We start from the raw sequence: 6,440 nt of genomic DNA on the forward strand, positions 1-6,440 counted from the left end.
CCGCCGACCCGCGCGCCGGCGGCTGGCCCGCTCCCGCACCCGCCGCCGGGCCCGACCCGCGGCAGCGCACCGGGCCCGGCGCGGGCGCGCCGCTGGGCTACACGGCGGCGGTGGAGCTGTCCTCCGACCGGCTGCTGAAGAACAAGCCGAAGCCGAAGAAGCAGAGCGGCGGCACGCGCTTCAAGATCGGCGGCAAGAAGGAGGAGGCCGAGCGGCAGCGCAAGCTCGACCTGATCCGCACGCCCGTGCTGTCCTGCTACCGGATCGCGGTGATCAGCCTGAAGGGCGGCGTCGGCAAGACCACGACGACCACGGCCCTGGGCGCGACGCTGGCCACGGAGCGGCAGGACAAGGTCATCGCGATCGACGCCAACCCGGACGCGGGCACGCTCGGCCGCCGGGTGCGCCGCGAGACCGGCGCGACGATCCGCGACCTGGTGACGGCGATCCCGTACCTGCACAGCTACATGGACATCCGCCGGTTCACCTCGCAGGCGCCGTCCGGCCTGGAGATCCTGGCCAACGACGTGGACCCGGCCGTGTCCACGACCTTCAACGACGAGGACTACCGCCGGGTCATCGACGTGCTCGGCAAGCAGTACCCGATCATCCTCACCGACTCGGGCACCGGCCTGCTCTACAGCGCCATGCGCGGTGTGCTGGACCTCGCCGACCAGCTGATCATCATCTCCACGCCCTCGGTGGACGGCGCGAGCAGCGCGAGCACCACGCTGGACTGGCTGTCCGCGCACGGCTACGCCGACCTGGTGGCGCGCAGCCTCACCGTGATCTCCGGGGTCCGCGAGACCGGCAAGATGATCAAGGTGGAGGACATCGTGTCGCACTTCGAGACCCGCTGCCGCGGGGTGGTCGTGGTGCCGTTCGACGAGCACCTGGCGGCGGGCGCCGAGGTGGACCTGGACATGATGCGGCCCAAGACCCGCGAGGCCTACTTCAACCTCTCCGCCTTGGTCGCGGAGGACTTCGCCCGGGCCCAGCAGGCGCAGGGCCTGTGGACCTCGCCGCACGGCGGCGCCCCGCCGCCGCAGATGGCCCCGCCGCTGCCCGGTCAGGCGCCGGGAGGGTACGCGCCGCAGCAGCCCGGGGCGCAGGGCTACCCGCCGCCGCCCGCGCAGCCCGGCCCGCCGCCGGGTCCCCCTCAGGGGCCGCCGCAGGGCTGGCCGCAGCAGTGGCAGCCGGCGCCCGGCCAGGGCTGGCAGCCTCCGGCCGAGCCGCCCCGGTAGCGGTACGGCCCGGGAGGCGACACGGCGGGGGCGGGCCGGGTGGCCCGCCCCCCGCGGCGTCAGCGCTTCGGCGTGCCGTGCTCCTCGACCAGCTCCCGGGCCCGCTTCACGTCGCTCGCGATGCGCTCCAGCAGCCCCTCGATCGAGTCGAAGGTCTCCTGGCCGCGCAGGTAGGCGAGGAAGTCGACGGCCACGTGCAGCCCGTACAGGTCCAGGCCGACCCGGTCGATGACGTACGCCTCGACCGTCCGCTCGGTGCCCTCGAACTGCGGGTTGGTGCCCACGGAGATCGCCGCGGGCATCGTCTCGCCCAGGGCCGTCAGCCAGCCCGCGTACACGCCGTCGGCCGGGACGGCGGTGTGCGGCAGCGTCTCCAGGTTGGCCGTGGGGTAGCCCAGCTCCCGCCCGCGCTGCGCGCCGCGCACGACGACGCCCTCCACGCGGTGCGGCCGGCCCAGCACCTCCATGGCGCCGGTGACGTCGCCCTGGGCGACCAGCCGGCGCGCCAGCGTGGAGGAGAACGGCTCGCCGCCGCCGGCCGTGCCGCGCACGTACAGGTCCACGACCTCGACCTCGTAGTCGTAGGTGCGGCCGAGTTCGCGCAGCAGGTCGACGGTGCCCGCGGCCCGGTGGCCGAAGCGGAAGTTGGGCCCTTCCACGGCCGCGCGCGCGTGGAGCTTGTCGACGAGCACCTTCACCACGAAGTCGGCGGGCGAGAGCTGGGAGAACTCGGGTGTGAACGGCAGGATCAGCACCGCGTCCACGCCCAGGTCCGCCATCAGCTCCGCGCGCCGGTGGTGCGGGGCGAGCAGCGGCGGGTGGCTGCCCGGCCGGACGACCTCGCTGGGGTGCGGGTCGAAGGTCACGACGACCGCGGGACAGCCCAGCTCCCGGGCCCGCGCGACCGCGCGGCCGATGATGAGCTGGTGCCCGCGGTGCACCCCGTCGTAGGAGCCGATGGTGACGACGCTGCGGCCCCAGTCATCGGGGATGTCCTCCAAGCCACGCCAGCGTTGCACTGTGTTCGCTCCTCACCCGAACCCGTGTCTGCGACTTCGCAGGTCTAAGACTGCCATGCCGGGGGCGCGCGGCTCGCACCGGTCGCCGGTCCGCGCGCGCCCGGCCCGCCGGGACCGGGCGCGGCGCGGGCCGCCGGCTCAGGCGAAGACCGCCAGGCTGCGGGCCCGGCCGTCCGCCTCCTCCACCAGGGCGACCAGCCGCTCCTCGGGGCCGAACACGGCGACGGGACCGCCGCCCGGCGACGGGGAGGGCATGCCGATCCGCACGCCGTTGCCCAGCAGCCGGGCCTGCCGCTCGTCGACGTCCCAGCGGGGGAAGGCGGCGGCCGCGGCCGCCCCGATCGGCAGCACCCTGGCCGCGGCCGCGGGGGCCGGTGCCGGCGGCGCCGGGTCCGGGCCGGCCAGCTCGGCGAGCGTGACCGCCTCGGCCAGGCCGTACGGGCCGACCCGGGTGCGGCGCAGCGCCGTCAGGTGCCCGCCGGTGCCGAGCCCGGCGCCGAGGTCGCGCGCCAGCGCCCGGACGTACGTGCCGGAGGAGCACACGACCGTGGCGTCGATGTCGAGGACGGGCGTGCCGTCGGCCGCCTCGGCCGTCCGGCTGCCGTGCGCGGTGAAGGACGACACGGTCACCGGCCGGGCGGGCAGCTCGACGTCCTCGCCCTGCCGGACGCGGGCGTACGAGCGCTTACCGTCGATCTTGACGGCGCTGACCTTCGAGGGCACCTGGCGGATGTCGCCGGTCAGCGCGGCCATGCCGCGGCGCACGGCGGCCGGGTCGAGGCCGGCCGCGCCGGGCGCGGCGGTGACCTCGCCCTCGGCGTCGTCGGTGACCGTGGTCTGGCCGAGGCGGACGGTCGCCTCGTACGCCTTCTCGGTCAGCGCCAGGTGGCCCAGCAGCCGGGTGGCCTTCTCCACGCCGACGACGAGCACGCCGGTGGCCATCGGGTCCAGGGTGCCGGCGTGTCCGACGCGGCGGGTGCCCACCAGGCGGCGGACGCGGGCCACCACGTCGTGGGAGGTCCACCCGGCGGGCTTGTCGACGATGAGCAGGCCGTCCGGCGCGGGGGCGGCGGGGCTGGTGCGGCGCGCGGTCATGCGTCCGCCGCGTCCCCGGTGGCGTCTTCGGCGTCCTCGGCGTCCTCCGGCTTGCGGTACGGGTCGGCGTCGCCCGCGTACGTCGCGCCGGAGGCGGCCTGCCGCACCTGCGCGTCCGCCGCCCGGGCCTTGGCCAGCAGGTCGTCGATCGTCCGGGCGTTCTCGGGCAGCGCGTCGGGCACGAACGTCAGCGTCGGGGTGAAGCGCACCCCGGTCTGCCGTCCGACCTCGGAGCGCAGCACGCCCTTGGCGCTCTCCAGGGCGGCCGCGGAGGCGGCCCGCTCCTCGTCGTCGCCGAAGACCGTGTAGAAGACGGTCGCCTCCCGCAGGTCACCGGTGACCCGGGTGTCGGTGATCGTGACGTAGCCCAGCCGCGGGTCCTTGATCCGCCGCTGGAGGGTCTCCGCGACCACGACCCGGATGCGGTCGGCGAGTTTGCGCGCCCGCGCGGTGTCGGTCATTGCGTCTTCTTCTCTCTTGTGACGTCTTCTGACGCCGTCCGGCGTCGTGATGGTTGCCTGTGACGCCGCCCGGCGGTTCGGTGGTCAGTCGTCGTCGCCGCCGTGCAGCCGCCGCCGCACCGACAGCAGCTCCACCTCGGGCCGGGCGGCGACCAGCCGCTCGCAGCGGTCGAGGAGGTCCGTCAGGTGCCCCGCGTCGCCCGAGACGGCGGCCAGGCCGATGCGCGCCCTGCGGTGCAGGTCCTGGTCGGCGACCTCCGCCACGCTCACCGCGTACTTGCGGTGCAGTTCGGCGACGATCGGGCGGACGACGGAGCGCTTCTCCTTCAGCGACCGCACGTCGCCGAGGAGAAGGTCGAAGGACAGCGTCCCTACGTACATGCTTCGGGGCACCTCCCAGCCCCCCTGGGCCCGCCGCCGGCGAGGGCGAGACCCGGCCGCGCGGCCGACGGTGTCGTCGGCGCGGCGCCCGCGCCCGTCTCCCGGCGGACGGCCGCGGGCCGCGCCGGTGCGGCGCGGGCCGCTTCCGGCGGCCGGGAGACGGGCGGGGCTCACCGCACCGTACCGGTGACGGCCGGGGCCGATCGACGGAATTTCCTTCCGGCCGACCGGCCCCGGACGCGGGTGGCGTCAGCCTCGCGGCTTCTCGCGCATCTCGTAGGTGGCGATGACGTCGTCGACCTTGATGTCGTTGTAGTTGCCGAGGTTGATACCGCCCTCGAAACCTTCCCGAATCTCGGTGACGTCGTCCTTGAAGCGGCGCAGGCCCTCGATCGTGAGGTTCTCCGCGATGATCTTGCCGTCGCGCAGCAGGCGGGCCTTGGTGTTCCGCCTGACCTCGCCGGAGCGGATGAGGACACCCGCGATGTTGCCGAGCTTGGAGGAGCGGAAGACCTCGCGGATCTCCGCCGTGCCCAGCTCGACCTCCTCGAACTCCGGCTTGAGCATGCCCTTCAGGGCCGCCTCGATCTCCTCGATCACCTGGTAGATGACCGAGTAGTAGCGCACGTCCACGCCCTCGCGCTCGGCCATCTGCGTGGCACGCCCCTCGGCGCGCACGTTGAAGCCGATGACGATGGCGTCGGAGCCCGTCGCCAGGTCGATGTCGGTCTCGGTGACCGCGCCCACGCCCCGGTGCAGGACCCGCAGGTCGACCTCCTCGCCGACGTCGAGCTGCACCAGCGCCGACTCCAGGGCCTCGACCGAACCGGACGCGTCGCCCTTGATGATGAGGTTGAGCTGCTGCACCTCGCCGGCCTTGAGCGCCTTGTCGAGGTCTTCCAGGGACACCCGGCGGGACCGCTTGGCGAAGGCGGCGTTGCGCTCGCGCGCGGCCCGCTTCTCGGCGATCTGGCGGGCGGTGCGGTCCTCGTCCACGACGAGGAAGTTGTCGCCCGCGCCGGGCACGTTGGTCAGGCCGAGCACCAGGACCGGGGTCGAGGGGCCCGCCTCCTCCAGCGCGCTGCCGCTGTCGTCCAGCATGGCCCGTACGCGGCCGTACGCGTCGCCGACGACGACCGTGTCGCCGACGCGCAGGGTGCCGCGCTGCACCAGCACGGTGGCCACCGCGCCGCGGCCGCGGTCGAGGTGCGCCTCGATCGCGATGCCCTGGGCGTCCTGGTGCGGGTTGGCGCGCAGGTCCAGGGCGGCGTCGGCGGTCAGCACCACGGCCTCCAGCAGGCCGTCGATGTTGATGCCCTGCCGCGCGGAGATGTCGACGAACATGGTGTCGCCGCCGAACTCCTCAGCCACCAGGCCGTACTCGGTCAGCTGGCCGCGCACCTTCATCGGGTCCGCGCCCTCGATGTCGATCTTGTTGACCGCGACCACGATCGGCACGTCGGCCGCCTTGGCGTGGTTGAGCGCCTCGACGGTCTGCGGCATGACGCCGTCGTTGGCCGCGACGACCAGGATCGCGATGTCGGTCGACTTCGCACCGCGGGCCCGCATGGCGGTGAACGCCTCGTGACCCGGGGTGTCGATGAACGTGATCCGGCGGTCCTCGCCGTTGACGTTCGTGGCCACCTGGTACGCGCCGATGTGCTGGGTGATGCCGCCGGCCTCGCCCGCGACCACGTTGGTCTTGCGGATCGCGTCGAGCAGGCGGGTCTTGCCGTGGTCGACGTGACCCATGACGGTCACCACCGGCGGACGCGGCGACAGCTCCTCGTCCCCGCCCTCGTTCTCGCCGAACTCGATGTCGAAGGACTCCAGGAGCTCCCGGTCCTCCTCCTCCGGGCTGACGATCTCGACGTGGTAGTTCATCTCGTCGGCGAGCAGCTGGAGCGTCTCGTCGGAGACCGACTGGGTCGCGGTGACCATCTCGCCCAGGTTGAACATCACCTGGACCAGCGACGCCGGGTTGGCGTTGATCTTCTCCGCGAAGTCGGTGAGGGACGCGCCCCGCGACAGCCGGACCGTCTGGCCGTTGCCGCGCGGCAGCATCACGCCGCCGATGGACGGCGCCTGCATGGCCTCGTACTCCTGGCGCCGCTGCCGCTTCGACTTGCGGCCGCGCCGCGCCGGGCCGCCGGGACGGCCGAACGCGCCCTGCGTGCCGCCGCGGCCGCCGGGACCGCCGGGACGGCCGCCGAAGCCGGGACGGCCGCCACCGCCGCCAC

At 74.2% G+C, this 6,440-nt stretch carries 6 protein-coding genes; 1 reads left to right on the forward strand and 5 read right to left on the reverse strand.

Features of this window, described 5'->3' with window-relative positions:
* The coding region (locus tag RKE29_RS26885; protein ID WP_312008260.1) for a MinD/ParA family protein at positions 1-1,244 on the forward strand (1,244 nt) is incomplete at its 5' end.
* 59 nt (positions 1,245-1,303) lie between these two features.
* On the opposite strand, the gene RKE29_RS26890 is transcribed toward RKE29_RS26885, so the two are convergent.
* From RKE29_RS26890 to infB, 5 genes are all read right to left on the reverse strand, one after another.
* Positions 1,304-2,263, reverse strand: a complete 960-nt coding sequence (locus RKE29_RS26890; protein ID WP_312008261.1) for a bifunctional riboflavin kinase/FAD synthetase — start codon at positions 2,261-2,263, stop codon at positions 1,304-1,306.
* 138 nt (positions 2,264-2,401) lie between these two features.
* The gene (truB, locus tag RKE29_RS26895; RefSeq protein ID WP_312008262.1) at positions 2,402-3,358 is read right to left on the reverse strand and encodes a tRNA pseudouridine(55) synthase TruB; all 957 of its coding nucleotides are present in this window, start codon (positions 3,356-3,358) and stop codon (positions 2,402-2,404) included.
* Positions 3,355-3,819: a 30S ribosome-binding factor RbfA gene (rbfA, locus tag RKE29_RS26900; protein ID WP_312008263.1), complete on the reverse strand. Its 465-nt coding sequence runs from the start codon at positions 3,817-3,819 to the stop codon at positions 3,355-3,357. Before rbfA ends, truB begins: the two co-directional genes overlap by 4 nt.
* An 84-nt stretch (positions 3,820-3,903) precedes the next feature.
* Complete coding sequence (locus tag RKE29_RS26905) at positions 3,904-4,200, reverse strand: DUF503 domain-containing protein (RefSeq protein WP_312008264.1); 297 nt, start codon at positions 4,198-4,200, stop codon at positions 3,904-3,906.
* 249 nt (positions 4,201-4,449) lie between these two features.
* Positions 4,450-6,440: translation initiation factor IF-2 (gene infB / locus RKE29_RS26910; protein ID WP_312008266.1), on the reverse strand; the 1,991-nt coding region annotated here is incomplete at its 5' end.

It is taken from the genome of Streptomyces sp. B1866 (assembly GCF_031932565.1).
In the GTDB taxonomy this organism is placed as follows: Bacteria; Actinomycetota; Actinomycetes; order Streptomycetales; family Streptomycetaceae; genus Streptomyces.

What these genes read in the sequence shown, in the direction of transcription:
- RKE29_RS26905 (WP_312008264.1), bottom strand. Translation starts at nt 4,200, where the DNA reads ATGTACGTAGGGACGCTGTCCTTCGACCTTCTCCTCGGCGACGTGCGG.
- rbfA (WP_312008263.1), bottom strand. Translation starts at nt 3,819, where the DNA reads ATGACCGACACCGCGCGGGCGCGCAAACTCGCCGACCGCATCCGGGTC.
- truB (WP_312008262.1), bottom strand. Translation starts at nt 3,358, where the DNA reads ATGACCGCGCGCCGCACCAGCCCCGCCGCCCCCGCGCCGGACGGCCTG.